The 1,450-nt window shown below is 31.1% G+C and carries 2 protein-coding genes; both read right to left on the bottom strand.

The genetic code is table 11. The annotated features are described in order from the left end of the window. Positions 1–31 precede the first annotated feature (31 nt). Positions 32–886, bottom strand: a complete 855-nt coding sequence (locus tag OEZ61_RS08020) for an IS3 family transposase (protein ID WP_236782137.1) — start codon at positions 884–886, stop codon at positions 32–34. A gap of 11 nt (positions 887–897) precedes the next feature. Then, on the bottom strand, positions 898–1,450 hold a 553-nt coding region (locus tag OEZ61_RS08015), incomplete at its 5' end, for a helix-turn-helix domain-containing protein (RefSeq protein ID WP_206672611.1).

The raw sequence follows: 1,450 nt of genomic DNA, 5'->3' as shown, positions 1-1,450 counted from the left end.
CCAAAAGTTGTACATTATTATATTGTTTTTCCTAGGCGGAAAGTTTCCGGTATTGAACCGGTGACTTTCCGCCTAGTTTTGTTTTAATACGATGATTATTGTAATAATCAATCCATATTTTCATTGATGAAATTAAATCCTCTTTAAAGTCATAATTACAGTCCATGATTTCAGCTTTCATAATATGGAAAAATGATTCCATAGGTGAGTTATCAATACAATTTCCCTTACGGGACATGCTTTGAAATATTTTATTCTTCTTAAGCTCTTTTTGCCAGATGTGACTTTGATACTGAGCTCCCTGATCACTATGAATGGTCGTTCTGTATGGTAAACCCCTAACTAATTGAATAACTTCTTTCAGCGGCTTCATAACACAGTTCATATTTGGATGTCTGCTAATGTTATAGGATATTATTTCACCAGAAAATAAATCCATAATAGGTGAAAGGTAAACACGATGATTAATATCACAATTTCCATATCTGAATTCACTGATATCGGTACAGAGCTTTTGATATGGTCTATCAGTATTAAATCTTCGATTTAATTGATTTGATTTAAGTTTTCCAACTTGACCACGATAGGAATTATACTTACGTGTTTTTCTTGAATATGATGAGGATAGTAAATTATTCTTTTTCATTATCTTTAATACTAGTTTGTGGTTAACACGGTATCCACGATTAGTTAATTCTAAACATACTCTTCTATATCCGTAGGATTTATTTTTATCTTTAATATCCTTGATAATTTTAGTGATTTCAGCATACTTATCAGGCTTATTTTGGATTGATCTAATGTAATAATAGGTACTTCTAGATATCCTTAATGCCTTTAGTATTAATGTTTTAGTAGTATGGTATTTCAGCCTTAGTTCGTCGATTATTTTAATAATTACTTCTGGTCTTCTTCGTCGTCTAAGGCCCTCAATTTTTTTAAGAAATCATTCTCTATTCTCAACATTAAGTTTTCTTCTTCAAGCTTCTTTAATTTTTCTTTATCGGTATTAGTGTTGTTTGAGTTGGCTTTGTTAGTTTTCTTTTTTGTCATGGCTTTTCTTTCCCTTCGGGACAATAAACCATCGATACCTTTTTTCTCTAATCGCTTTTCCCAAGTCCAGATAGTTGATGGAGATGGAATATTAAAATGATAAGCTGTCTCTGGATAAGATGATTTAGTCGTTTTCATCCAGTTTAATATATATTGCTTCTCTTTAGTAGAGTATTCAATCACTTTATTACTTTTTTTCAGACCATCTAGACCATATTTTTTGTAACTCTTAACCCAACATAAAACAGTATTTCTACTTTTAATCCCAAATTTTCTAGCTACCATTTGAGATCCCATACCGTTTAGGTATGCGTTAATTACATTTAATTTATCTTCTACTTTATATTTAGACACAAAAACACCCCAAAGTTTTGTACAAACTTTGGGGTGCAGTGCA

The organism is Apilactobacillus sp. EABW-1NA (assembly GCF_030398685.1).
Classification (GTDB): domain Bacteria; phylum Bacillota; class Bacilli; order Lactobacillales; family Lactobacillaceae; genus Apilactobacillus; species Apilactobacillus waqarii.
This window is presented reverse-complemented; position numbering and strand designations above follow the sequence as displayed.